We start from the raw sequence: 25,067 nt of genomic DNA on the forward strand, positions 1-25,067 counted from the left end.
TGGCAACATTGCCCTCCGTGGTGACCCGTCGTTTCTCACATCATCGATCATGTCGATCGAGTGATACGTCTTGTGTTCGGAGCCGTCCCGACAAGAGTCTGCCCCGGAGCGATATTCTGCCACGTTGCCCGGGTCTGCGAGCGGTCGTTTCCATTTGATCAGGGCATTGGCAGGTTGCTCGCTCGGGACGGGGAATGCAGCCGGGGAATGCGGCCGGTAGGACGGCCGGCACACGGCCGCCAGCTCAGCCGGGAATCAGAAGACGATCCCGGCCGACGCCGTCAGGCCGCCGTCCACCGCGAGGGTCGTTCCCGTCACGTACGACGCCGCCGGCGAGAGCAGGAAGGCGATGACCGACGCGACCTCGCGGGCATCCGCGAGCCGGCAGAGCGGGATACGCCGCGAAAAATCCCGGCCGAAGATCTGGTCGGACAGGTTCTCGTCGCCGAGGTCCGCCCGCACCAGGCCAGAGGCCACATTGTTGATCCGGATGTCGCGGGCGGCATAGGTCAACGCCGACGACCGCACGAGGTCGATCATCGCGATTTTCGAAGCGTGATAGGCCCAGTTTCCCGGATCCGCGAGCAACCCGGCCACGGAGGCCGTCGCGACGATGCTGCGGTGTCCGTCGAGCGAGAACCCCTCGACGGCCGCCTGGATGCCCAGGGCGATGCTGTTGAGGTTGCGGGCCAGCAGATGCTCACCCTCGGCGATGGAACCGGGCATCTGCAGCGTGCGGGAGCTTCCGATGTCGGCCAGAAGCACGGCTGCATCGAGCCGACCGAAGGTCTCGATGGTGTGGGACACGGCGAGGCGAGCGTCGCGCTCGGTACCCATGTCTCCCACCGACACGACGTGCCGATCGCCCAGGAGCGCAGTCTCCTTGGTATCGACTCCGGCCACGGCGTAGCCGTTCTCCAGCAGCCGGGCGACCACGGCGCGACCGATGATCGAGCCGGCTCCGGTGACGAGGGCCACCGGAGCCGGGGGCGTGGATTCCTCGTCAGTCGCGCTGACCGTACCCGGTGACGTGACGCGTGCGGCCTGGGCGACCGGTCCGGCCGAGGTCGCAGTCTGTGTCTCTGTCGGGGACTCCGCCTGGGTCTGGATCTGGGCCTGGGCCTGGGCCTCGCTGTCGATTGTCATGTGTACCTTCTAACGGGGCTGCTTGCTACTCAGCGCACCCCACAGAAAATGCTACGCCGCACCGGCTGGGAGTGGGGTCCGTTGACGCAGATAGTGAGCGGCTCTGGCACAACGGTTCTGTCGCGGAAACTCGACGTGCGAGGTTCGGCCCCGCCGGGTCAGTGAGTGAAGCCGGGCTGGTGTTCCTCAACGGGCATCGGCCCGTCCAGCCGGTCGAGGTACGCGGTCTCTTCGCTGATCGCAGTCAGCAGCCGCGACGCGAGGTCGAGGCTCAACCCGTTCCGCACCACGATGCGCTGCACGATGCGGTCCGAGAGGTCGTCGGGCATCGGGTACGCGGGCACCAGCCAGCCGCGCGCGCGCAACCGGTCGGACAGATGGAAGAGGTTCCACTTGTCGGTGTGTCCCTCGGCCAACCGCCACGCGAACACCGGGATGTCGGAACCATCGCTCACCAGGGTGAACGCACCGTGCTCCGCGATGCCCTTGGCGAGGTACATCGCCACGTCCTGGGAGGCCTGTTGCACCAGCCGGTAGCCCTCGAAGCCGAGTCGCAGGAACAGGTAGTACTGCAGCAGCACCTGGGCCCCGGGCCGCGAGAAGTTGAGCGCGAGGGTCGGCATGTCGCCGCCCAGGTAGCTCACCCGGAAGATCAGGTCCTCCGGCAGCAGGTCCGGGCTGCGCCAGACCACCCAGCCCAAACCCGGGTAGACCAGGCCGTATTTGTGCGCCGAGGTGCTGATCGAGTGCACCCGCTCCAACCGGAAGTCCCACACCAGGTCCGGCTGCAGGAACGGGGCGATCATGCCGCCGGATGCCGCATCCACGTGGATGGGCACGTCCAGTCCAGTGCGCGCCTGGATCTCGTCGAGGGCCGCGGCGATCTCCTGTACCGGCTCGTAGATGCCCGTGTAAGTCACCCCCATGATCGCGACGACCCCGATGGTGTTCTCGTCGACGTAGTCGGCCAGGTCGTGGCCGTCCAGGCACGGATGCGCGTCCGTCACCGGTACCAGGCGCATCTCGACGTCCCAGTAGTTGCAGAACTTCTCCCAGCAGACCTGCACGGCACTGCTCATCACCAGGTTGGGTTTCTCCGTGGAGAGCCCGGCGGCGCGGCGGGCCTGCTGCCAGCGCCGTTTGAAAGCCAGCCCGCCAAGCATGCAGGCCTCGGACGACCCGATCGTGGAGGTACCGATGGTGGTGCGCGGTTCGGGCGCGTGCCAGAGGTCGGCGATGATGTGCCAGCAGTAGTCCTCGATGGCCGCCGTCTGCGGGTACTCGTCCTTGTCGATCATGTTCTTGTCGAAGGACTCGCTGTATAGCCGTCTGGCCTGGTCGTCCATCCAGGTGCTCACGAAGGTGGCCAGGTTGAGTCTCGAGATGCCGTCGAGTTTGATCTCGTCGTGGATGATCTGGAAGGCCGTGTCCGGCCCCATCATGGTGTCGCCGAGCGTGTACCGCGGGGCGAGAGTGGCCTCCCCCGGCCGGGCGAACAGTGGGTTGACCTCGAGGAACTCCGGATTCGTCGACATGCAAGCCAGAGTGCCCCCACCCCGCCGCCCGGTCTACCCCGAACCGTCAACTTCACCGGACCGGCCTGCACGATCCGGCTGGGCCGGCCAGGCCCGCTGGCGTGTGTCGGAGGAGTGACGTACACTCCGATTGTCGAACATTTGTTCGAGATTCCAGTTTCGAAAGGCTGCCATGCCCCAGATCATCGACACCGCGGTGCAGGTTGAACTCTCCGCAGACGGCGACCCCCTGGCCTTCGTCTGGGACCGGTTCGAACACACCATCATCGGCCAGCCGCAGGCGGTCTTCACCCGCACTCGCTGGTGGGAGGACGCGGGCACCCCCACCCGGATCGACACCGAACTCTGGCGGGTGGATGCCGCGCGCGGCGGCGAGGAGCAGCACCGCTACGATCTGCGCCACGACGCCGACGGCACCTGGGTGCTCTCGCTCGACTGGGGGTGAGGCTCCGATGAGTTTCCCGCACCTGCACGTGGCCAGCGCGTACTCCACCCACTACGGGGTGACCCTGCCAGAGGCCCTCGCCGGCCAGGCCGCCGCGGACGGCGCGACCTTCCTCGCCGTCACCGACCGTGACGGCCTCTACGGAGCGGTGAAGCATGTGCGCGCCTGCGTCGCAGCGGGCATCAGCCCGGGCCTCGGCGCCGAGCTCGCGGTGCACCACGACGACGACCTCGGTTCGCTCGGCCGGGTCGTGGTGCTCGCGCACGGCGGCACCGGGCGCGGCTACGCCGCCCTGTGCCGCGCGGTGTCCAGCGCCCACGAGACCTCGGCGCTGCTGGCGGGCCGGCCGCCGAGCATCTCCCGGCGCCGGCTCGCCGAGCTGGCCGGTTTGAACTCGCTGACGGTGCTGCTCGGCCCGCTGTCGGACGTGGGCCTCGCGGTGGAGCGCCGCGACACCCCGCAAGCCAGGGCCGGCCTGGCCGACTGGGTGCGCGAGATGCCGCCGGGGTCGCTGGTCCTCGAGGTGGTCTGCCACCTCGCCGAGCCGGGCACCCCCGGCAGCGTCGCACCCGCCACCCGCATGCTCGCCCTGGCGGAGTACGCCCAGTTGCCCGCGGTGCTGAGCAACGCCGTGCGCTACGGCACGCCCGACGAGGCGGTCACCGCCGACCTCGCCGACGCCGCCCGGCACCTCACGCCGCTGGCCCAGCTCGGCGGATCGCTGGGCACCGAGCTGCAGGTGAACGGGCAGGCCTGGCTCAAACCTGCCGCGGCCATGCGGCAGGTGGCCCGGATGGTGGTCGACGCCGGCCAGCACAGCGACGGGGCCCTGGCCCGGCTGTTGCGGGACACCCACGACCTGGCCGAGCGCTGCGTGCTCGACCCGGTCGCCGACATCGGCCTCGGCCGCCCCCGGATGCCCGAGGCGAGCGTCATTGGCATCACCGGCGACCCGCTCACCGAACTCTGGTCGCGCGCCCGCAGCGGCATCGACGAACGGTACGCCGATGCGGGCCGTCCGGCCCTCGGCGCCGCCCACCACAGGCTGGCCCACGAGATGGCCACCGTCGAGAGCCTCGGCTTCGCCAGCTACTTCCTCACCGTGGCCAAGGTGGCCGACATCGTCCGCGGAATGGGAATCCGCATCCAGGCCCGCGGTTCCGGGGTGGGCTCGGTGCTCAACTACGCCCTGCACACGTCCTCGGTCGAGCCCATCGGCAACGGCCTGCTCTGGGAGCGCTTCCTCTCCCCCGAACGCCAGACCCTGCCCGATATCGACCTCGATGTGGAATCGTCCCGGCGGCACGACATCTACCGCACCATCTTCCAGACCTTCGGCGGCTCCCGGGTGTCGCTCATGTCGATGACCAATGCCTACCGGGGCCGCGGGGCCGTGCGCGACGCCGGGCTGGCGCTCGGTATGCCCGACACCCAGGTCGCCACGATCGCCAAGCAGATGTGGCGCTTCAACGCCCGGGACTTCCGCGCGGCGCTGGCCGAGAAACCCGAACTCGAGGAGCTCGCCGCCGAGGTGCGCGAGTCGGCCCAGCTTGACCTCCTCGTCGACCTCACCGCCCGGCTCGACCGGCTGCCGCGGCACATCTCGGTGCATCCATGCGGGGTGATCCTCTCCGACGCCTCCCTGCTCGACCGCACCCCGGTGCAGGCGTCGGGCATGGGACTGCCGATGTCGCAGTTCGACAAGCACGACATGGACCCGATGGGCCTGATCAAGCTCGACATCCTCGGGGTGCGCATGCAATCGGCGATGGCGCACGCCGTCGAGGAGCACCACCGCCTCACCGGCGAGCACATCGACCTCGACCGCGTGCCGCTGGACGACCCGGCCACCTTCGAACTCATCCGCTCCACGCGCACGCTGGGCATCTTCCAGATCGAGTCGCCCGGCCAGATGGAGCTGGTGGGGAAGCTGCAACCCGAGGAGTTCAACGACCTCACCGTCGAGATCTCCCTGTTCCGGCCCGGCCCGATGAAGAACAACATGCCGCTGAAATACCTGCAGGCCCGGCACGGCGAGGTTGCCCCCGACTACATCCATCCCCGCTTCGAAGCCATTCTGCGGGAGACCAAGGGCGTCGTCATCTTCCACGAACAGGTGATGCGCCTCTTCCACGAACTCACCGACTGCGGCCTCGGTCACGCCGACGTGCTGCGCCGGCATCTCGGCCGGCCCGAACAGTTGCCCGTCATCGAGGCCTATGTGCGCGAACGTGCCCTCGCGCGCGGATTCGACGCCTTGACCATCGACCGGGTCTGGACCGTTCTGGCGGGCTTCGGCAGCTTCGGCTTCGCCAAGGCCCACGGGGCCGCGTTCGCACTGCCCACCTATCAGTCGGCCTGGTTGAAGACCCACCATCCGGCCGCCTTCCTCGCCGGCCTGCTCACCCACGATCCCGGGATGTGGCCCAAAGACCTGCTTGTGGCCGAGGCCCGGGTGCTCGGCGTGCCGGTGCTCGGCCTCGACGTGCAGCGCAGCGCCCTGGACTACCGTGTGGAATCCGTCGGCTCGGCTCAGGGAATCCGGATGCCGCTGCCCGAGCTGAGCGGTTCAAGCGAGGCCGAGCGCGCCCGCATCGTGCGGCATCAGCCCTTCACCTCGCTGCAGGACTTCCGCGACCGGGTGCGCCCGCGCCGGCGCACGTTTGAGGCCCTGGCCCGCATCGGCGCGCTCGACAGCTTCATCGACCACGACCGTGCCCGACGGCACGAACTACTCGCGCACATCCAGTCGCTGCGGGGAACGGCCATCACGATCGCCGACGACCAGCTCGCCTTCGAGGTGCCGCTGCCCGTTCTCGACTACGAGGGCGCGCGGTTCGACGCTGTCACGTCCCTGCAATTGCGCGGACGCACCCAGAGCGACCTCGAACTGCTCGACACCGGGCTCGCCGTGGCCGACCACCGGATGCGCAAGTTCTACCCCTTGTTCGCCGAGCTCGGGGTCACGCCGGCCTCGGCGCTGGCCACGTTGCCCGGCGGTACCGACGTGCTGCTCGCGGGCGTGCGCCGGGCCACGAACACCCCGCCCATGCGGGGCGGCCGCCGGGTGGTCTTCGTGAGCCTGGACGACGGGACCGGACCGGTCGCCAACGTCGTGTTCTTCCACGACGCGCAGGAGCTCATCGGCGCCGGGGTCTTCCAGACCGAGCTGATGCTCGTGCGCGGCCGCACCCGGCGCTCGGGGGCCCGTGGCGTCTCGGTGACCGGCGAAGGCATGTGGGATCTGGTCACGGTGGCCAAGAACAAGGCCAGGGAACGCGCCAGGGCAGCCAAGGAGGCGCGGACGGGCACTCTGCCCGGCGGAGTGCCAGACCCCGTTCTCGACCCCGCCATCGCTGGAGGGGCCGCCGGCACAGCGGCCGACCCTGACGCGGCCCAGGCCGGTCAACCCCGGCCGGGTCCGTCGCGTACGGCCGGGATCGCCCCGTTCGACCTGTGGTCGACGCGGAGCGCCTAGCGGCCGGCCCGCGCAGACGCTGTGGCTGGAGCCGCACGTGCCTCCCGGCTCACCTTCCTGGCCGTGCCCTAGCCGGGCGGCGCGGGCTCCGGAGCGGGAGCCTGGGGAGCGGGCGGATCCGGGGCCGGCGGCTCCGGAGCGGGAGGTTCCGGGGCAGGCTGCTCCGGCGCCGGCTCCGGTGTCACCGGTGCCGGCGGTTCGGGAGAGACCGGGGCGGGCGCCTCGGGGGTGACGGGGTCGGGTGCGGGCGGATCCGGCGTGACCGGGTCAGGATCGACGGGCCCGGTGCCGTCGTCGTCGGCGTCATCTGGGGGGTCCTGCACGACGGGCACCCCGGGGAACAGGTCTCCGCCATACTTCGCGTTCGCCACCGACATCACGTCCGGCCACATCCGGTGCCGCGCCGTGGCTGCGGGCCCGCTCGCGAACCGGATCGCCCGCTGATTGGCCTCACCCGTCACGGTGACGACGCCCACCACTGTGGCGACCTTGCTGCTCGCACCGCTCATCCAGGTGTTCTTCGCGTTGTCGGTCGTGCCCGTCTTTCCGAACATCGGCACGCGCGGCGTCGTGGCCGAGTTCGACTGCACCGCCGTGCCTTCCGTCATCACCCGGCTCAAGGCCGAGATCATCTGGGTCGCCGTGCCCGGGGTCACCGACGTGGAGCACTTCGGTTGCGGAATGGGAACTTCGGCGCCGTCCGACCCGACCATCCGGTCGATCACGAGCGGACTGCAGGTGACCCCCTGATTGGCGATTCCGGCGAAGGCCACGGCCATGGTCAGCGGCGCGATCTCGTTGGTGCCGATCACCGACGCGGCGCTTTGGCTCAGCGGCTCGCCATCGGCCCGGTGCACCCCGAAGGCCTCGGCCATCTTGCGGATGCCGCACAGGTCGAGGCGTTTGGCCATGCCGATGAATCCAGTGTTGATCGAGCCGATGGTGGACTCGAGCGCGCTGTAGTTGCCGCCGGACTCATCGGCGTCGTTCTTGGGGCTCCAGCCCTCCGCGTCGTAGTTCTGCGGACCGAGGCAGCTGTCGGTGAAGGTACCCCAGCGCGACTTGGGAGCGGAGTCGACCCTTTCGCTCAGCGAGTGGCCGGTGTTCAGCCACTCGGCCAGGGTGAAGACCTTGTAGGTCGACCCAGGTTGGAACCCGCTGGAGCCGCCGGCGTCGAAATCTGTGTTGTAGTTCACGCTGGTCCAGTTGTTCCCCGTGGCCAGCACCTCGGGGTCCTGGCTGTAGTCCTTGTTCTGGGCCATCGCGAGTACCCGGCCCGTTCCCACCTGCACGCTCGAGATGACGCTGCCCACGTCCCAGCCCGCCACCGACTTGGGCACGTTCTCGTTCAGGGTACTGACCGCCGCGTTCTGCAGGTCGAGGTCGAGCGTCGTGTAGACGTCGAAGCCACCGCGACGGATGTTGGTGATCCGGGCATCCGCGTCGTCACCGAACACCGGGTCGTTCGCCAGCACGTAGATCACGTAGTCACAGAAGTAGGCGTTGGCCAGAGCGGTCTGACAGCCGGTGCTGGGCTCGTGGATCTTCGGCTCGATCGGCGCCGCGACGGCCTCGTCATACGCTGCCTGGGTGATCTTCTGATACTTGAGCATCGCGCCGAGGATGTAGTCGCGCCGTTGCCGGTTGTCGCTGTAGCCGTTGGCGGCCCCGTTGGTCTCGCTCTCGGGCTTGTCCAGGCGGAACTTGTCCGGATTGTTCACAATCGCCACGAGGCTGGCCGCCTGGGAGAGGGAGAGGGTCGCCGCCGTAGCGCTGTAGTAGTAGTCAGCCGCCGCCTCGATGCCGTACACCCGGCCGCCGAAGCCCGCGATGTTCAGGTATTGCCGCAGGATGTCGTTCTTCGCGAACTTCTTCTCCACCCCGATGGCCAGGCGCATCTCCTTGAGCTTGCGTGCCACGGAGGTGACGGTGGCCGCGTCGTAGCAGCTCTGGATCTCGTCGTCGGTGGGCAGCATCTCGCACTTCTGCACCAGCACGTTCTTCACGTACTGCTGTGTGATCGACGAGCCACCCTGCACGTCTCCGTGCAGGGTCGTGGTCACCGCACCGCGCACCGTGCCCTGCAGGTCGACGCCGCCGTGTTCGTAGAACCGGGGGTCCTCACCCGCGACCGCGGCATCCTTGACGTTCTGGCCGATGTCGTCCCAGCCCACTTCGACCCGGTTCTGGTCGTACAGGGTGGCCAGCAGCACAGGGCTACCGTCGGAATTGGTGGCGTAGATGTTGCTGCGCTGGGCGAGCGGCTCGATGTCCAGGTAGTCCGGAAGCGTCTCGAACACGCCGATGGTGTTGGTCGCGGTCAAACCGGTCAGCGCCAGGACCGGGGTCAGGCCCACCGTCACCAGCAGGCCGGCCACGGCGCTCGCGGCGAGGAGTCCCATGAATCCGCCGAGCACTCCCCCGGGCGAGCGCGGCTGGGTCACCCCGGTTCCGTTGGTTCCGTCCGTCCCATTCGACACCATAGCCGTTCGGTCCTGCCCTTCCGCCTGCCACGGCTCACGCCGGTAGACCTGCTCGCACCGGCACACAGCTGCGTCCGGTGGACCAGCGACCACCGGTAGGTCCACTCAAAGCCGAGCCTCGTCCGGCCGCTAGGGGCTTGCCGAAGCCCCCTGAACGGGGCACCATGCGGCTCCGCACGACCGGCTGCCGACGACGACCGTCAGGCCTCCGACACGACCGGGACGTGCCCCGGGAGTTAGAGTGGCGTGTCAGGTTCTCAGGAGGAAAAATGGCCGGTCCCGCTATGCCCAATGTGCCCACAAGGCGAAACGTCAAGCTGCTCACCGACGCGATCGCGACCCTGGAGTCGGGCAGCACGGTCAGCGCGATGTTCCTGACCAAGCGGTACGGAGCCTTCACGATCGAGGGAACGGCCTTCATCTCCGCCTCGGTCAAGACCCTCACCATCGGTGGTCGCTCCATCGAGCAGAACCTCAAGCCGCACAAGTCCCTGCAGGCCCTGACCACGACGCCGTCGGCCGGCTCTCTGGTCGGTGAGCCCGAACCCGATGCGACCGGTGCAGAGGCGCCCCCCGCCGAGTCAGGTGCCGGCCCGGTCGTGCAGCACGGCGACCTCATCTCGGCTCGCTTCGCGGATCCGGCCTACGGGCAGTTCACGGTCACCGGGGTGGGCGTGGCATCCACGGTCAGCGATGTGGTGCTCGTGGGCGGCTGGTTTGTGAGCCAGGCCGGCACGACCGCGCCCCGCCTGGTGGATCTCGAGATCCTCGCGGAGAACGGCACCCACGAGTATCCGCTTCCGCCGCGGATCGCGAGCTGGGGCGACGACTCCGAGGGCGCAACCGAGTACTAGGCCCGACAGCACAGTCGCACACACAGCCCGTCACACACAGCGCAGTCCGGCACACAGCACAGTCCGGCACACACCCGAAGGGTCCTTGCTACCCGGCGGTCACCGTTGCCTGGTCGTCACAGTGAGCGTGGGTGAGACCGGAGCGGCGCTGGCGGCCACCTGCACTCCGACGCGTGCCGTCTGGTCCGCGGGGACCGCTGCTGCCCAGTCGTAGCCGGTGCAGGTGATCGAGGTCCCGGCCGTGAGCGTGCAGGCCATGCCCCAGGCGTTGACGATGCTGGTGGCTGTGGTGTCCGGCCAGGTCACCGTCCAGCCCTTCACCCCGGTGGTACCGGTGACGAGGAATTCGGTGACGTAGCCGGCGCTCCAGGAATTCTGCAGTTGCCAGGCGACGGTGGCTCCGGCAGCGGCGGTCGGCGTGGCCGTCGGCTTCGGCGTCGGCTTCGGCGTCGGCTTCGCCGTCACGGTCGGCCTCGGCGTGGTGGTCGGCTTCGCCGTCACTGCCGGCCTCGGCGTCGCCGTGGGTTTCGGCGTCGCGGTGGGCTTCGGTGTCGTGGTCGGCTTCGGCGTCGTGGTCGGCTTCGCCGTAGCCGTAGCCGTCGCGGTCGGCGTGGGCTTCGGCGCCGGGATCGGCGTGGTGGCTGCACTCGTCAAGAGCGGCGCGAGGGCGGCGAGCTTGGCGGCCTGCGGGGTGACCCAGTCGTCGGCGACGATCCCGCCGGTGTCACCGCTGTTGGGATTGAACGACCAGTAGGCGAAGCTCGTCTTGTTCGCGGCCAGATAGCCCACGATCGAGCTCATCCACCGTGTGTCGGAGGTGGTCTCGAGCTTGCTGCCGAACTCCCCCACGAGCACAGGCGCGATGCCGTTCTTGCTGATGTAGCCCCAATTCGCGTCCCAGACCGAGGTGAGGTTGGCCGGGTAGGTGCTGGCGCTGAACCACTTTTGGGCGTAGACGGATGCTGGGTAGTCGTGGGGCGAGTACACCACGCGGTTCGGCACCGTGAGGGTGACGGGCTTCGCAGCCACGCCGCTCAGGCCACCACCCCACCAGGTGGAGGTGCCGGACGCCTGGTTCTCGATTCCTTCGACCAGGATCAGCAGGTTGGGGTTCACGGCCAGCACGGCGTTGCCGGCGCGAGTCGCAGCGGCCTGCCAGTCGGTGTCGGGGTTGCCGCAGCCCCAGCAGGCCGGTCCGTGCGGCTCGTTGTGCAGGTCGACGCCGATCACGGTCGGGTCGTTCCGGTACCGGGCGGCCAGCGCCTTCCAGTCGGCGATCCAGCGTGCCTCGCTGTACTGCGCGGTGTACCAGAGTTCTGACTGCGCTCCGGAGTCGGGCCGGTGCCGGTCGAGGATGACGCTGAGTCCGGCTGCCGCGGCCTTGCTGATGACGATGTCGAGCAGCTCGTGCGGCGTCTTGTTCACCAGGTCGGGGTTTGCCGCGTAGTTGATCGAGCTCGTGGCGGATGCCGCAAGGCACTCGTTCGAGAATGGCAGCCGGAGGGTCGTGAATCCCATCGACTTGATCTGCTCCAGTCCAGACGCGAGCGAAATGGTCCAGAGACCGTGCGGGGCGCAGTTCGAGGTCTCCATGCCGAACCAGGACACGCCCTTGATCACGTAGGGAGCGCCGGAGGCGGTCAGGATGCTGCCACCAGACGTGTGCAGCCAGCCGGACGTCGCCTTGGCCGCGACCGCAGAAGTGGCCGCGGCGACGGCCGGTGAAGCTGCGCGTGGTGAAGCTGCGGATGGTGAAGCTGCGGCTGGTGAAGCTGCGGCTGGTGAAACAGAGGCAGCCGCCGTACCGGCCAGCAGTACGACGCCGAGAACCAGCGCGACCAGACCGGTTCGCGCGCGTGAGTGAAGGTTCCCGCTCATGGATCCCCCAAAAATGATGCCCGAGATTGTGCTGCACAGGATCGGGGGTGTCCCCTCGCTCAGGATAGGGGCTCGTACCATCCTGCGGCAACGGCCGGCGCCAGTCGTCGAGTGAGGAAACGACGAACGACCCGGCAGCCGAGGCTGCCGGGTCGTTCGGGGAACCGGGTGGGTTAGGCGCGCACGCCCGTGGCCACGGTCTTCTTGGGCCAGGCCGGAGCGAGGGTCAGGATTGCCCAGCCGAAGAGGCCGGACAGGAGGCCCATGCCCATCGCGAAGGCCGAGACGCCGAACGAGACGACCGAGGTGAACAGCGAAGTCCGCAGGAACGAGGCGTTCATGACCGTCGCGCGCAGCGGGTCATCCTGCTCGAGCTCGGCGTACGTCTTGTTGTCGGCCATCGCCAGGGCGTGGTGGTTGATGATGGTCGCCTGCGCGTATGCGGAGAACGGGCCGACCACGGGTGCGCCGGCGAGGAACTCGGCGTCCTCAGAGACGGTGATGTTCTCGGCGGCGAGCTGCGAGCTCACGACGCCCCAGACGACGCCGCCGCCGACGATCATGACGATTGCACCGAGAATTCCGGCCCAACCAATGAGCTTGACGACCTTGGTCTTGGTGGCGCTCAGGGCCGTGGCCGGAACTGTTGCTGTTGACACGATGTTGCCTTTCGTTGTGAATCTGAAGATATCCACAGTCTGGCAGCAACCTGTTTTCCCAGTCAGGGTACAAAGTCCCTGGCTTCGAATTCGTAACACTATTTGTGCTGGTCACAGGCAAATCGGCTTTACGCATTTATATGCGTAAAGCCGATATCCACAGTGTGTCGCGGTTGGCCGACGCGTGTCGCCGCGCGGGAGAGGCTAGAAGACGGTCAGTCCCCGGGCTTCGAACTGGCCGCGCACGCGGTTCAGCAGCTCGTTCTCCGGCGGGTGCACGCCGTGCAGGGGGTACGGGATGCTCAGGCGGTCCCACTTGTCCTCGCCCATCTGGTGGAAGGGCAGCACCTCGACGCGCTCCACGTTGGGCCAGGACTTGACGATGTCCACCACGGCCTCGACGTTGTCGACGGCGTCGGTGAGTCCTGGCACAAGGACGAAGCGCACCCAGACCGGGATGCCCCGCTCGGCGAGCCGGTCGCCGAAGGCGATCGTCGGCGCGAGTTCGCGGCCGGTGACGGTCTTGTAGGTGTCGGGCAGGCCCGACTTCACGTCGAGCAGAACCAGGTCGACGTTGTCGAGCAGCTCGTCCGAGGCACTCTTACCGAGGTAGCCCGAGGTGTCCAGGGTGGTGTGCACGCCCAGGGCGTGCGCCTCCTTGAACATCCGCTTCACGAAGGCGGGCTGCATGAGCGGTTCGCCGCCGGAGATGGTGAGGCCGCCGTTGGTGGCCTTGAAGACACCCAGGTAGCGGGTCATCCGGGCGACCAGTTCGTCGATGGGCGTGACCAGCCCGTCGCGCATCTTCCAGGTGTCAGGGTTGTGGCAGTACTGACAGCGCAGCAGGCAACCGGACAGGAACAGGGTCATGCGGGTGCCGGGGCCGTCGACGGCCGTCACCAACTCCCAGGAGTGCACACTGGCGACGGTGCCTTCCCGGATCGCCTTCATTTCGAGGGTGTGCAGTTCGGCCTTGCGGTCGGCGTCGTTGAGGGCGCTGACATCGTCGGAGACGGGCGCCGACAGGTCGACGTGCTCTCCGGAAAGTTCGACAACAGGACAGGCAACGCTAGGGAAGCCGAGGTTGATCGCGGTCATGGTCTCGTCCTACCTAGCGTTGCCGGTCATGTGTTAAGGGTGTTCTTTAGTGCGAGTGGAACGTGCGGCTGATGACATCCATCTGCTGCTCGCGGGTGAGGCGGACGAAGTTCACGGCGTAACCGGAAACACGGATCGTCAGCTGCGGGTAGTTCTCCGGGTGCAGCATGGCGTCTTCGAGCGTCTCTTTGTTGAGCACGTTGACGTTCAGGTGGTAACCGGTGGCCGACGTGAACGCGTCGAGCAGGCCGACCAGGCTGGTGATCTGCTCGTCCTTGGTGTGGCCGAGGCCGCTCGGAACGACAGTGTTGGTCAGCGAGATGCCGTCCTGGGCTTCACTGTACGGAAGCTTGGCGACACTGAGTGCCGACGCGAGCATACCGTGCGTGTCGCGGCCGTTCATCGGGTTGGCACCCGGTGCGAACGGCTCACCCTTGCGGCGACCATCGGGCGTGTTGCCGGTGGCCTTGCCGTAGACCACGTTGGACGTGATCGTCAGGATCGACTGGGTGTGGATGGCGTCGCGGTAGGTCGGGTGCTTGCGGATCATGGTCATGAAGCGTTCCATGACGTCCACCGCGATGACGTCGACGCGGTCGTCGTCGTTGCCGAAGGTGGGGAATTCGCCCTCGACGGTGTAGTCGACAACCAGGCCGGTCTCGTCGCGGACCGGGCGGACCGTGGCGTACTTGATGGCGGACAGCGAGTCGGCGACCACGCTCAGGCCGGCGATGCCGCAGGCCAGGGTGCGGATGATCTCCTTGTCGTGCAGTGCCATCTCGAGGCGCTCGTATGCGTACTTGTCGTGCATGTAGTGGATGCAGTTCAGTGCGGTGACGTAGGTCTCTGCGAGCCACTCGAGGGTCTCGAGGTAGGCCGGGAAGACGGTGTCGTAGTCGAGGATCTCGTCGGTGTTCGGCGCGGTGGCCGGGGCGATCTGCTTGCCGGACACCTCGTCCTTGCCGCCGTTGATCGAGTACAGCAGCGCCTTGACGGCGTTGACGCGGGCTCCGAAGAACTGCATCTGCTTGCCGACGCGCATCGGGGAGACGCAACATGCGATCGCGGCGTCGTCACCCATCTCGTTGCGGATGAGTTCGTCGGACTCGTACTGGATGGCCGACGTGTCGATCGAGACCTGGGCGCAGAAGCGCTTGAAGCCCTCGGGCAGCTTGTCGCTCCAGAGCACGGTCAGGTTCGGCTCGGGTGCGGGGCCCACGTTGTACAGGGTCTGCAGGAAGCGGAACGCGGTCTTGGTGACCAGCGGGCGGCCGTCTTCACCGATGCCGGCGAGCGACTCGGTGACCCAGGTGGGGTCGCCGGCGAAGATCTCGTCGTACTCCGGGGTACGGAGGAAGCGCACGATGCGCAGCTTGATCACGAGGTCGTCGATGAGTTCCTGGGCACCGGACTCGGTGAGGACGCCGGCGGCGAGGTCGCGCTCGATGTACGCGTCGAGGAAGGCCGCGTTACGGCCGAACGACATAGCCGCACCGTTCTGCTCCTTGACGGCGCCGAGGTAGGCGAAGTACAGCCACTGAACGGCTTCCTTGGCGGTGGTGGCCGGCTTGGTGATGTCCGAGCCGTAGCTGGCGGCCATCTGGGCGAGCTCCTTGAGGGCCCGGATCTGCTCCGAGTTCTCCTCGCGGGCACGGATGATGTCCTCGGTCGAGGGCTCCATGTCCAGCTCGGCGCGGTCGTTCTTCTTACCGGCGACCAGGGCGTCGATGCCGTAGAGGGCCACACGACGGTAGTCGCCGATGATACGGCCGCGGCCGTAGGCATCCGGCAGGCCCGTGATCAGGTGGCTGCTGCGCGCACGACGCACGCCGGGAGGGTAGACGTCGAAGACCGCGGTGTTGTGGGTCTTGCGGTAGTCGGTGAAGATCTTTTCGAGCTCGGGCGACACGGGGTAGCCGTAGGTCTCGAGCGAGGTGGCGACCATGCGCCAGCCGCCGAAGGGCATGATCGCGCGCTTGAGCGGCGCGTCGGTCTGGAGGCCGACGATGACCTCGTTGTCCTTGTCGATGTAGCCGGGCTTGTGCGCGGTGATGGACGACGGCGTGGTGGCGTCGATGTCGTAGACGCCCTTCTCGCGCTCGACGGGGAACATCGCGGACAGCTTGGCCCAAATGCCTGTGGTGCGCTCGGTGGCGCCTTCGAGGAAGCTTGCGTCGCCGGTGTACGGCGTGTAGTTGCGCTGGATGAAGTCGCGCAGGTTGATCGAGTCTTGCCACGGGCCGCTGACGAATTCAGCCGGGCCTGCTTCTGCGAGACCGCGCTGGTCGCTTCTGATGCCATCTGTAACGGTCATATGGATTGCTCTCCTTGTAGGATCGAGGCTTTCCCGCTGACTGGGTGTTTATCCCACCAGTCGGGCCACGAGAGCAGGACCACGAGGTACCAGCTAATGCCACGGTGCCGGTGGTTCGCCCTCTGTTCTGAACACTACTCTTCGGTTCGGCGGCCGAACCGGGACCTTGGTCCCGTATTCACCTCCCATTGGGGGGTGCCTCCAGCCGCTATCGTGTGGACGCGCGCGCGGGCGCGATCGAGTGCAGCCGGAACTGTCGCACCGGGCGCGCCGTGGTGGCGGCACAGGTGCTGAGCAGCGGCTCGGAGAGGGTCTCGACGACCCGCACGGTGACCGGCTCGACGGCGTGAGCCGCCCGCGGTTCGTCGCCGGGCGCGGCGGTTCCGGTCGTGTGGTCGAAGGAGACGCTGTGCACCCCGGCCGACTCCGTCCACGACCGGTAGGCGAAGGCGTCCACGCGGTCGTCACCGAACTCCCGGGCCGCGAAGGCGGCAGCGGCCTGCACGACGTTCGGCAGCGAGCTGCGGCCACGGAAGCGGCTCGGTTCCACGAGTCCCCGGCGATACAGTTCGATCAGGGTGGGGGCCTCCTCCGCGCTCATCCGGCCGTAGTACAGCCCGTGCGGGAAGAGGATGAGGGTGGCCGCAAACCTGTCACCGCCCAGGTGGGAGCATTCCCAGGTGGCGTCGGGGTGGGCCAGGGCGAGCGCGGTGACAACCGGGCGGCCTCGCACGGCGCAACATTGGTCGTGGCGGGCGTGCGTGCACACGCAGATGAGCGGCTCGGTCGACGGCTCCCCGCCGGCGCCGTCCAGCGGCACCGTGAGGAGGTCGGCTGGATCGGACACGGCGCCCCAGCGGATCTGCTCGTGCCCTGGCCGGGCATCCACCGCGGCCCAGCGCCAGCTGGCCTGGGCGCGGCGTTCGTGGGCGGTGCGGCCCGTGCGCCGGATCGCGAGCGGGCGGATGCCCGCGGCCTCGATGCGGGTGACCAGGGCGCGGCCGAGGGCGGGGTCGAGCGGGGACTGCAGAAACGCGTGTGTGCCCCACGCCCCGTCGATCTCGACCAGGAACCAGCGTTCGCCGTACCCGGCCGTGCCGGGCAGCGGGTCGTCGCGCTCGAGGGACCGGTCGCTGCACGGCAGCCAGCCCGCGGCTGGCGACTGCTCCCCCGGCGCCGAGTCCCCCGGCCCGGCCCGGTCGTCCCCAGCCCGGCTCACCGCACGACCAGGACGCCTTCGCGCACGAGGCGCCGGGCGACGACCAGGGACGAGGCCGAATCCAGCCCGGTCAGGCCGCCGGCCTGCGTGGTCTGGCCCGTGAGCACCTGCGCCAGGGCGTCGGCGGCCTCCGCGGGCAGAGTGACCCGTTTGCCCGACAGCACCAGCGACACCGTGGTGGGACCCGAGCTCCGGCCGGGCCCGGAATCCGTCTCGAGACGGGCATCGAGCCCGCGGCGGAGGCTCACGGTGGTCGCCTCGTGCAGGGCGGCCGCCGCGGCGCTCGTCGCGAGCGGGGCGACCGGTTCCGGCCGGGCCGAGTCGCGCACCCTCGCGTGCAGGCGCCGCCCGACCGTGGCGTCGGGGCCGGGTTCGGCACGGGCGAACCGGGCCAGGTCGTCGACGGCCGCGCCGACGAGCGCGGCGACCGTCGCCGCATCCGTGAGGTCGACGCCCAACGGCAGCGCGGCGCGGAGTGACTCGTCGGCGGTCGCGGCCGCCAGCACCTCGCGGAGCACGTCGTGCCGGGTGAGGGCGGCGACCCCGATGGTCAGGTGGATGGACGTGCCGCCGAGCGCCGTCGCGGAATGGATCCAGCCGCGCGGGAGGTAGAGCACGTCCCCCGGCCGGAAAACTTCGTCGATGGCCGGCAGGTTGCGCGCCTGCGTCTCCACCTCGCCGCGATGCCCGGACCACGGCTGGTCACGGAGCGGCCGGGAATGCACGGGCGGATGGATACGCCAGCGTTTCTCCCCCTGCACCTGGATCACGAAGACGTCGTGCACGTCGTAGTGCGGGTCGAATCCCCGTTCGGCGGCCGGGGTGATGTAGGCGTTCACCTGCACCGGATGGCCCAGGTCGGCCGCCAGGGCGCGGGCGAACTCCGCCAGCGGCGGCCAGGTGCGATGCAAGCCCTGCAGCACCAGGGTGGCCCCGGCACTGAGTTCGTCGAGGACCTTGTCGGCGCTGACCTGGTCGGCGATCTCGGCTCCCAGCCCACCGGGTGCCGTGTAGCGCGCGGGATCGAGCAGCACGCCGGCCTTGGCCATACGTGCGAACGGAGTGCGGAGGCCCCTGCGGGTGACCAGTTCATCCACCGCGTCGGCGCTGAACAGGTCGTCGAGCCCGTCGCCCAGCCCCGCGGCGCGGGTGAACAACGCCGCGCGATCCCAGTACTCGGCGGCAAAGGACTCCGGCGGCACCGGCAGCAGCCGTGCGAGCGCGGGCCGATCACTCGGCCCGCGCTGCCCGGAACCCATCAGGCGGATCCGTCGGCGCCGCCGTCGTGCCCCTCGGGGTTGGCGCCGCCGTCGGCCGTGCCCTCGCCGGAGGCGGAGCCGTCCGCGCCCCCGTCGTGTCCGGAGGGGTTGGCTCCCCCGTCTGCGGTGCCCTCGCCGGCATCGGCCGAACCGTCGGCCCCGCCGTCGTGACCCTCCGGGTTGGCTCCGCCGTCCGCGGTGCCCTCGTTCGGATCCAGGCTCGATGTCGTGATGTCGTCGTCGTTGATGCCCACTGCATACCTCCAAAGCCGTTGCCGGGCGCCGGCTGACGCCCACTCGCGATAGTACGTCGCCGACCGGGCCCGCGGCTAAGAAACTTCGAAGAATCCCGCGGGAGTGTTGAACCAGAACGAGATCGCCACCAGCGTGTTGCCCACCCGGAACGAGAAGAGCCATGACAGTTCGCCAGCCCACTGCCGGCACCGACGCACCGACGACCGACGCACAGGATGTCGCCCGGGGAATCAGCCGGGGCGCGACCAGGGGTGCCACGGCGCCGGTCGCCCGGGCCCGCCGGATCCGCACGCGACGCCGGCTCCGCGCCGCGGACATCCTGAGCACGGCGCTCGTCACCTCGATCGCCCTGGCCGTGGCGCTGTACCTGGCCTACGGCGGTCTGAACACCGTGACGGATGTCCCGTCGGCCGTGACCGCCCTGGGCATCGTGACCGGGCTCGTCGGCACCGACCTCATCCTGGTCATGCTCGTGCTTGCTGCGCGCATCCCGCTGATCGACCGCACGGTCGGGCAGGACGTGGCCATGGCGCTGCACCGACGGCTGGGCAAGCCGGCCCTCTACCTGATTCTCGCCCACGGTGTGCTCCTCACGGTGGGTTACGCGCTCAGCAGCGGCGTCGACGTGATCGCCGAGACGATCTCCCTCTTCAACACCCCGGACATGGCCTTCGCCTATCTGGGCGTGGGGCTGCTCGTGGCCGTGGTGGTCTCGTCCCTCGTCGCGGTGCGCCGGCACTTCCCGTACGAGGTCTGGCATGCCATCCACCTGCTCAGCTACGCCGCGGTGCTGGTCGCCCTCCCCCACCAGCTCAGCGCCGGCGGCGTGCTGGCCGACGGCACGGTGCAGCGCGTCTACTGGCTGGCACTCTACGTTCTCGCCTTCGGGTCGATCGGCGCTTTCCGTTTCGTGCTTCCGGTGATCCGGTCGTACCGGCACGGGATCACGGTCTCCGGCGTCGAGACCATCGCCCCCGGTGTGGTGTCGATCCACCTGACCGGCCGTCACCTCGACCGGCTGCAGACGGCGGGCGGCCAGTACGCGATCTGGCGGTTCTGGACGGCCGGCACCTGGTGGCACGCGCACCCGATATCGTTCTCCGCGGTGCCCACGCGCACCAGCGCCCGAATCACGGTGCGGAACCTGGGCCGCGGCAGCCGCGAACTCGCCGAGGTGCCCGTGGGTACTCGGGTGTCATTCGAGGGCCCGTACGGCCTGTTCACCGATGCCGCCCGCACCTCGCCGCACCTGGCGGTCGTGGCCGCGGGGATCGGCATCACCCCCATCCGTTCGCTGCTCGAGCACTCCACTCTCAGCCGCGGCGAAGCGACGGTGCTGCTGCGCGGTACCGATGCCTCGCAGAGTTATCTGTGGAACGAGGTCGGCGCCCTGTCCCGCACCGCGGGGTCGGCCATCTACTCGATGATCGGACGCCGTCCTCGTGGGGTCGACACCTGGATGAGCGCCGAGGCGATCAGCGCCGGGGTCACCATCTCCAGCGTGTTCCCCCGGCTGACCGACTCCGACCTCTACGTCTGCGGCCCGCAGGCGTGGACCGATCTGGTGGTGCGGGACGCCAAGGCCGCCGGGCTAGCCGACCGTCAGATCCACGTGGAAAGGTTCGACTGGTGAGAAAACGCGCTGTCGCAGCAAGCATCCTCTCCTCTGCCGCCGTCCTGGTGGTGGGCTGGCAACTCGGCGCCCCCAGCGCCGTGATGACGTCGGTTCCGTCCGCCTCTTCCGGCGTCGGCACCAGCACCGGTCCGGGGTCACCGGCCACGGGCACATCGTCGACGGGCACATCGTCCGCGGGAACGCCGTCCGCGGGCGGCGCGTCGGCACCGGCCGCCACGGCTTCCGCCACGCCCGCGGCACCGGCCGCAGCCTCCGGCACGTTCGTGGGCACCAGCACCTCCACCCGGTTCGGATCGGTGCAGGTGCAGATCACCGTGACGGCGGGCAGCATCACCGATGTGACCGCCCTCAAACTCACGGATGCCGACGGACGGTCCGTGCAGATCAGCAACCGGGCTGCCCCGGTGCTGCGCCAGGAGGTGCTCTCGGCGCAGTCCGCCCAGGTCTCCACGGTCTCCGGCGCCACCTACACGAGCGAGGCGTATCTCACGTCGTTGCAGTCAGCTCTCGACCAGGCCGGACTCTGATCATGCCCACGGTGGTCTTCCCGACCATGGGAACGATGGCGAGCCTGCGCTTTCGCGATGCGCCGCCCGGCACGAACGGTGACGTCACCGACGTACTGCAGGGCCTGCGCGATCATTTCGAGGACCTCGAACAGCGGTTCAGCCTGTACCGGGCCGATTCGGAGATCAGCCGGATCAACGACGGGTCCGAACGGCTGACCCGGGCCAGCCCATCGATGCTCGCCGCCTACGAGCTCGCCCTGCGCTGGCGGGACGACACCGGCGGAGCCTTCACCCCGCACCGTCCGGACGGTTTCCTCGACCTTTCCGGCGTGGTCAAGGCCCTGGCTATCGAGGATGCCGGCCGACTGCTGCGTGCGGCCGGCGTGCAAAATTGGCTGGTCACCGTCGGCGGGGACACTCTGTCCGACGGAACGGAGGCCCCGGCGCCCCAGGCGGAGGGGACGCAGACACCGTGGACCGCGGGCATCGTCGACCCGCTCGACCGCAGCGCCCTGCTCTGCGTCGTCCCGTTCACCGACAACTGGCGAGCGATAGCGACGTCGGGCACCTCCGAACGTGGCGAGCATGTCTGGCGCCGCCCGGAGTCCGGCGCCCTTGTGCAGGTCAGCGTCCTGGCTGCGGACATCGTCACGGCCGACGTCCTGGCCACGGCGATCCTGGCCGGCGGACCCGACACCCTCGACCGGGCGACCGAGCGCTGGAACATCGACGTGCTGACGGTCGACGCGTCCGGCGGCCTGGCGATGACGCCGCGGCTGCGGGAGCGCTACCTCAGCCCCGTGACCTGAGCCCGTCTGGAGCTGAGACCGCCTAGACCTGAGACCGCCTAGAGCTTCTTGCCGGGGTTGAGGATCCCCAGGGGGTCGAAGGCCGCCTTGACGCGCAGCTGTAGGTCGCGCAGCACCGGGCCGAGCTCGTCGTCGAGGTGTGCACGCTTGAGCACGCCGATGCCGTGTTCGCCGGAGGCCGAGCCGTCCAGGGAGATGGCGAGGCTGATCACCCGGGCGAACGCGGCGTGAGCCGCCTCGATCTCGGCGGGGACGGCCGGGTCGTAGCCGATCACGGGGTGCAGATTGCCGTCGCCGATGTGACCGCCCGTGCTGATCGGCACGTCCAGGTCCCGGGAGATCTCGGCCAGACCGGCCAGCAGGGCCGGCAGCTGGGAACGCGGCACGGTGATGTCCTCGTTCAGGCATCCCCCGCGCACGGCCTGCACGGCCGGGTGCAGCAGGCGCCGGGCGCTCATCAGCTGGTCGAGCGATTCGGCGTCGTGGGCGATGACCACGTCGTCGGCGCCCGCGGCCCGCAGCACATCGGCGTAGGCCTCGACGTCGTCGTGCGCCTGGCCGATCTGGTCGGACTGCACGAGCAGCAGGGCCCCGGCCCCGCGCGGCAGCACAGAGGCGGGGTCGAACGCGTTGATGGCCTCGATGCAGGCCCCGTCGAGGAACTCGACCACGCTGGGCCGACGGCTGCCGGCGACGATGGTGTTGGCCGCGGCCAGCGCATCCGCCACCGTGGAGAACGTCGCGGACACCCCCGACGGGCTGGCCGGCGCGGGCAACAGGCCCACCGTGATCTCGGTGATGATTCCCAGGGTGCCCTCCGACCCCACCAGCAGAGCGGTGAGGTTGTAGCCCGCCACGCCCTTGATGGTGCGTTGGCCGGTCGTCACGATCGACCCGTCGGCGAGCACCACGGTGAGCTGGCGCACGAAGTTGCCGGTGACGCCGTACTTGACGCAGAGCATGCCGCCGGCGTTGGTGGCCACATTGCCGCCGATGGTCGAGGCGCGCCAGGACCCGGGGTCGGGCGGGTAGAACAGGTCGACGGCCTCGGCGGCCCGGGCGAGCGCGATGGTGCGCACGCCCGCCTGCACGGTGGCGGTCTGGTTCGCGGCGTCGACCGAGAGGATCTTCTTGAGCCGGGTGGTGCTGAGCACGATGGCGCCCGCGATGGCGTTGGCCCCGCCGGCGAGGCCGGTCCGGGCTCCCTGCGGCACTATCGGGATGCGGTGCGCCGCGGCGATGGTGACCACTGCGGAGACCTCCTCGGTGCTGGCCGGGAAGACCACAGCGAGCGGCTCACCGCTCAGCGTGCCCTCGGACTGGTCGCGACGATTGCCCTCGGTGCGCGGACCGGTGACGATCTGGGCGCTGGAAAGCACGCTGGCGAGTTCGTCGAGGACGGGGGACGCGACGTCGGTCATGGTCATGGACACCTCTGCTGGACATGCACCCGAACGGGTGCCTCATCGACGCGGTGACTCGTCAGACCGCGTCCGGGGCCACAATTCTATGCAGCCATATGCCTCGTGACCGGCGGTTTGACAGGTTTGCCTTCCCGTTTCTGTGTTCCTCTGCCGATTTACATATCCCACCACGGGCTGGTGCGCTAGGGGCATTGTGCGGCGTTTCGGCGTCCGCTGACGCCGGCGGTCGTCCGCGGCCGGTCAGATTCCCAGAAGCCCCCGAAGGGTCTGGGCGTTCCGCACCGCATTGCCGTCGCCGTCGTTGTTGAAGTAGGCGAAGACCTCACGCCCGTCGGCCTGCCACTCGCGGATGCGCCCGGCCCACCAGTGCAGATCCGCCTCGGCATAGGACCCGGCGTAGAGGGCAGCCTGGTCGGGGCCGTGCAGACGGACATAGACGAACGGCGCCGTCGCCCTGAGCACGCAGGGCAGACCCGCGCCGCTCATCACGCAGTAGGCGGCTCCGTGCCGCTCCAGGATGCCGAACACCTCGTCGACGTGCCAGCTGTCGTGCCGGAATTCGACGGCCACCCGCATCCACGCGGGCAGGACGCCGAGGAAGTAGTCCAGCCGGGCATCGTCGCGCTCGTGCCGGGGATCCAGCTGCACCAGGAGCACGGCCCGACGCCGACCGAGTTCGTGCCACCCTGCCTCGATGCGGCCGGCCCACAACTCGGGTTCGTAGAGCCTCTTGGCGTGGGTCAGGCCCCGGGGCGCCTTCACCGACATCAGGAATCCGTCCGGCAGTCGGCGGTTCCACCCGGCGAAGACGGCCGGGCGCGGCCACCGGTAGAAGCTCGCGTTGAGCTCGACGGTGTCGAAGGCGGCCACGTAACAGGCCAGTCGCTTCGCCGACGGCAGGCCGGCCGGGTAGAGCACGTTCTCCCAGTGGTCATAGCTCCACCCCGAAGTTCCGATATGGATCGCCGGTGTCGTCATCGACGACATACTGCCCTGGTCGACTGCAGGAGGGTACGGGCGGGAGCACGGAAATTTCCCCGCCCGTAACATGCTCCCGATAAACTGGCCACCGGAAACCGGCGTCCGGCCGGCCAGGCGAAGCGGGTGGGGCGAATTCCAGGGGACGAGCGGCAGGTACCAGCCGGGTCGGCGCGCGCCCAGCAGAATGGCAGTCGTGTCCGCGGCCTCCGGATGCGGGGCAGCCGCCGCACCGGCATGCTGGTGGCCGCCGGAGCCCTCGTGCTGGTGCTCGTCGCCGGATTCGTCGTTCGCACAATTTCGGTGTCCGAGGCCCAGAACGCCTACGACGCCGCGGCCCTGGCCTTCAGAGCCGAGCAGTCCACGGCGGTGCGCTCCGTGACCTCCGGGGAGAGCGCCCTCGACCACGCCATCGCCCTGCTGGACGAGAGCGCGGGGAAAGTGCTCGACGAACAACCGCGCCTAGACCTCTCCGCTGCGATCGACAGCGTGAACGGGAGGTTGAGCGCCGCCGCGCAGGAACTCACGGCCGCCGAGATCGCCGCCGACGTCTCCCCGAGCCGGAGTGCCCTGTTCGAACTGGGTCCGGGTATCCGCGACGACGCCCGGGTTCTGGCGTCCTTCGACTTCGCCGCCGCCTCGGGCGTGCGGGGCGTCGCCGACGACCTGGCTGCGCCGGTGGCCGCCGTGGTGCAGGCCATGGCCGACTGGCAGGCCGAACAAGACCGGATCCTGCGTGAGCGCTACACCAACACCGTGCACGCCACCGGGTGGACACCGGAACTCGACGAGTGCATCGGATCGGTGGACGTGACCGCGCACTACCAGAATGTGCCCACCATCGCCGAACACTGGTCGTGTGGCGGCAAGGACTTCCCCGATGACGCGGGAACCGTGATCACGCTCGCCGGCGTGCACGCCGGCACCTACCGGGTCGACGGAATCGTGGCCATGCTCAACGCCGACCGGGACAGCACCGCGGACATCCCGCGCGGCTACGACCTGCTCTACCAGACCTGCCAGAACGGCTACTCGGGGACTATGTCCTTCACGGCACTCACGCGCATCACCTGACCGGGATCAGCGCG

Annotated in this window: 19 protein-coding genes; 7 read left to right on the forward strand and 12 right to left on the reverse strand. The window is 69.0% G+C overall.

Annotated features, from left to right (window positions below; translation table 11 throughout):
• Window positions 1-255: 255 nt before the first annotated feature.
• Complete coding sequence (locus DOE79_RS02950) at window positions 256-1,146, reverse strand: SDR family NAD(P)-dependent oxidoreductase (RefSeq protein WP_120337208.1); 891 nt, start codon at window positions 1,144-1,146, stop codon at window positions 256-258.
• A gap of 158 nt (window positions 1,147-1,304) precedes the next feature.
• Complete coding sequence (gene gad, locus DOE79_RS02955) at window positions 1,305-2,681, reverse strand: glutamate decarboxylase (protein ID WP_120337209.1); 1,377 nt, start codon at window positions 2,679-2,681, stop codon at window positions 1,305-1,307.
• Between the two features lie 172 nt (window positions 2,682-2,853).
• Here gad and DOE79_RS02960 point away from each other — a divergent pair, with 172 nt between their 5' ends.
• Window positions 2,854-3,126: a hypothetical protein gene (locus DOE79_RS02960; RefSeq protein WP_120337210.1), complete on the forward strand. Its 273-nt coding sequence runs from the start codon at window positions 2,854-2,856 to the stop codon at window positions 3,124-3,126.
• A gap of 7 nt (window positions 3,127-3,133) precedes the next feature.
• Entirely contained in the window at window positions 3,134-6,604 is a 3,471-nt protein-coding gene (locus tag DOE79_RS02965) for a DNA polymerase III subunit alpha (RefSeq protein WP_162942578.1), read from the forward strand.
• Window positions 6,605-6,672: 68 nt separating this feature from the next.
• Here DOE79_RS02965 and DOE79_RS02970 read toward each other — a convergent pair whose 3' ends face one another.
• A complete protein-coding gene (locus DOE79_RS02970; RefSeq protein WP_120337212.1) occupies window positions 6,673-9,087 on the reverse strand; it encodes a transglycosylase domain-containing protein in 2,415 nt (804 codons plus the stop codon).
• Between the two features lie 269 nt (window positions 9,088-9,356).
• On the opposite strand from DOE79_RS02970, the gene DOE79_RS02975 reads away from it, so the two are divergent.
• The gene (locus DOE79_RS02975) at window positions 9,357-9,941 is read left to right on the forward strand and encodes a hypothetical protein (protein ID WP_162942580.1); all 585 of its coding nucleotides are present in this window, start codon (window positions 9,357-9,359) and stop codon (window positions 9,939-9,941) included.
• A 99-nt stretch (window positions 9,942-10,040) separates the two neighbouring features.
• Here DOE79_RS02975 and DOE79_RS02980 read toward each other — a convergent pair whose 3' ends face one another.
• From DOE79_RS02980 to DOE79_RS03010, 7 genes are all read right to left on the reverse strand, one after another.
• The gene (locus DOE79_RS02980; protein WP_120337214.1) at window positions 10,041-11,819 is read right to left on the reverse strand and encodes a cellulase family glycosylhydrolase; all 1,779 of its coding nucleotides are present in this window, start codon (window positions 11,817-11,819) and stop codon (window positions 10,041-10,043) included.
• Between the two features lie 173 nt (window positions 11,820-11,992).
• Window positions 11,993-12,478 (reverse strand): aromatic ring-opening dioxygenase LigA, encoded by a 486-nt coding sequence (locus tag DOE79_RS02985; protein WP_120337215.1) that lies wholly within the window; start codon window positions 12,476-12,478, stop codon window positions 11,993-11,995.
• A 204-nt stretch (window positions 12,479-12,682) separates the two neighbouring features.
• Window positions 12,683-13,576 (reverse strand): pyruvate formate-lyase-activating protein, encoded by an 894-nt coding sequence (gene pflA / locus DOE79_RS02990; RefSeq protein WP_219902635.1) that lies wholly within the window; start codon window positions 13,574-13,576, stop codon window positions 12,683-12,685.
• A gap of 46 nt (window positions 13,577-13,622) precedes the next feature.
• Window positions 13,623-15,890, reverse strand: coding sequence for a formate C-acetyltransferase (pflB, locus tag DOE79_RS02995; protein ID WP_120337216.1), 2,268 nt, complete (start codon window positions 15,888-15,890; stop codon window positions 13,623-13,625).
• 208 nt (window positions 15,891-16,098) lie between these two features.
• Window positions 16,099-17,109, reverse strand: coding sequence for a ferredoxin family protein (locus DOE79_RS03000; RefSeq protein WP_220094273.1), 1,011 nt, complete (start codon window positions 17,107-17,109; stop codon window positions 16,099-16,101).
• Complete coding sequence (locus DOE79_RS03005; protein ID WP_120337217.1) at window positions 17,106-18,368, reverse strand: cupin domain-containing protein; 1,263 nt, start codon at window positions 18,366-18,368, stop codon at window positions 17,106-17,108. Before DOE79_RS03005 ends, DOE79_RS03000 begins: the two co-directional genes overlap by 4 nt.
• Complete coding sequence (locus DOE79_RS03010; protein ID WP_120337218.1) at window positions 18,368-18,622, reverse strand: BatC protein; 255 nt, start codon at window positions 18,620-18,622, stop codon at window positions 18,368-18,370. Before DOE79_RS03010 ends, DOE79_RS03005 begins: the two co-directional genes overlap by 1 nt.
• A gap of 161 nt (window positions 18,623-18,783) precedes the next feature.
• Here DOE79_RS03010 and DOE79_RS03015 point away from each other — a divergent pair, with 161 nt between their 5' ends.
• Genes DOE79_RS03015 through DOE79_RS03025 form a run of 3 tightly spaced genes read left to right on the forward strand, consistent with a single transcriptional unit; the run spans window position 18,784 to window position 21,577 of the window.
• A complete protein-coding gene (locus DOE79_RS03015; RefSeq protein WP_120337219.1) occupies window positions 18,784-20,256 on the forward strand; it encodes a ferredoxin reductase family protein in 1,473 nt (490 codons plus the stop codon).
• Window positions 20,253-20,786: an FMN-binding protein gene (locus DOE79_RS03020; RefSeq protein WP_245977087.1), complete on the forward strand. Its 534-nt coding sequence runs from the start codon at window positions 20,253-20,255 to the stop codon at window positions 20,784-20,786. The genes DOE79_RS03015 and DOE79_RS03020 overlap by 4 nt, the downstream gene beginning before the upstream one ends.
• A gap of 2 nt (window positions 20,787-20,788) precedes the next feature.
• Window positions 20,789-21,577 carry an FAD:protein FMN transferase gene (locus tag DOE79_RS03025; RefSeq protein WP_245977088.1) on the forward strand — a complete coding sequence of 263 codons (789 nt, stop codon included), beginning with the start codon at window positions 20,789-20,791 and terminating at the stop codon, window positions 21,575-21,577.
• A 38-nt stretch (window positions 21,578-21,615) separates the two neighbouring features.
• Here DOE79_RS03025 and DOE79_RS03030 read toward each other — a convergent pair whose 3' ends face one another.
• On the reverse strand, window positions 21,616-23,004 hold the full coding sequence (locus DOE79_RS03030) for an FAD-binding oxidoreductase (RefSeq protein WP_220094274.1): 1,389 nt from the start codon (window positions 23,002-23,004) through the stop codon (window positions 21,616-21,618).
• A gap of 237 nt (window positions 23,005-23,241) precedes the next feature.
• Window positions 23,242-23,979 (reverse strand): DUF72 domain-containing protein, encoded by a 738-nt coding sequence (locus tag DOE79_RS03035; RefSeq protein WP_120340124.1) that lies wholly within the window; start codon window positions 23,977-23,979, stop codon window positions 23,242-23,244.
• A gap of 213 nt (window positions 23,980-24,192) precedes the next feature.
• On the opposite strand from DOE79_RS03035, the gene DOE79_RS03040 reads away from it, so the two are divergent.
• Window positions 24,193-25,053 (forward strand): hypothetical protein, encoded by an 861-nt coding sequence (locus DOE79_RS03040; RefSeq protein WP_120337220.1) that lies wholly within the window; start codon window positions 24,193-24,195, stop codon window positions 25,051-25,053.
• The last annotated feature ends 14 nt before the right edge of the window (window positions 25,054-25,067 follow it).

The organism is Cryobacterium soli, from assembly GCF_003611035.1.
Taxonomy (GTDB): Bacteria; Actinomycetota; Actinomycetes; order Actinomycetales; family Microbacteriaceae; genus Cryobacterium; species Cryobacterium soli.